Annotated in this window: 2 protein-coding genes; both read right to left on the reverse strand. The window is 45.5% G+C overall.

Annotated features, from left to right (window positions below; genetic code table 11):
- Window positions 1–256: aquaporin (locus tag KIV40_RS32425; RefSeq protein WP_285353463.1), on the reverse strand; the 256-nt coding region annotated here is incomplete at its 3' end.
- Between the two features lie 125 nt (window positions 257–381).
- Window positions 382–630 (reverse strand): YkgJ family cysteine cluster protein, encoded by a 249-nt coding sequence (locus KIV40_RS32430; protein ID WP_285353464.1) that lies wholly within the window; start codon window positions 628–630, stop codon window positions 382–384.
- Window positions 631–662: the final 32 nt, after the last annotated feature.

Here is a 662-nt window from a genome sequence, read left to right on the forward strand (position 1 = left end):
CGATGATGTAAGGGATGACGTCTTTGGCATCAAAGCGACCACCGCTCCACAAGCCAATCGTTACAGCCGGATTTAAATGACAGCCAGAGATATGACCGATGGCAAAAGCCATGGTTAAGACGGTTAAACCGAAAGCGAGGGAAACACCGAGTAAGCCTATCCCCACATCAGGAAAAGCAGCGGCTAAAACCGCACTACCACAGCCCCCTAAGACAAGCCAAAATGTACCAAACATTTCTGCGAGATATTTATTCATAACGATCCTTATTAACCAATACTGGTATCAAGAAGATAGTTGAGAATAGAGAAAAGTGTGAATTATCAGGGAGTATTGGATTCGTTTGCCGCTAGATGAGAGAAGCGGCAATGGTTGGATCTGGCTTAAGTGATAGCTTCAAGCTCAGTGATATTATCGAGCGCTTCTTGGTCGGTTTTGCCACAGATAATTGGGCAAGCCTTAAATTGATGGCATACTTTTGGTCGCTCGGGTTGACCAAACAGCTTACAAAGGTTCTGTTCGCTAAGCTGAATACAGCGAACGCCAGCAGGCTTGCCATTCGGCATACCAGGAATAGCAGATGTAATACTTGGTGCAATACAGCAGGCACCACAACATAGACGACATTCCATCAATTTATACTCAGTCAAAACAGGGTGCGCGA

The organism is Vibrio sp. D173a (assembly GCF_030248475.1).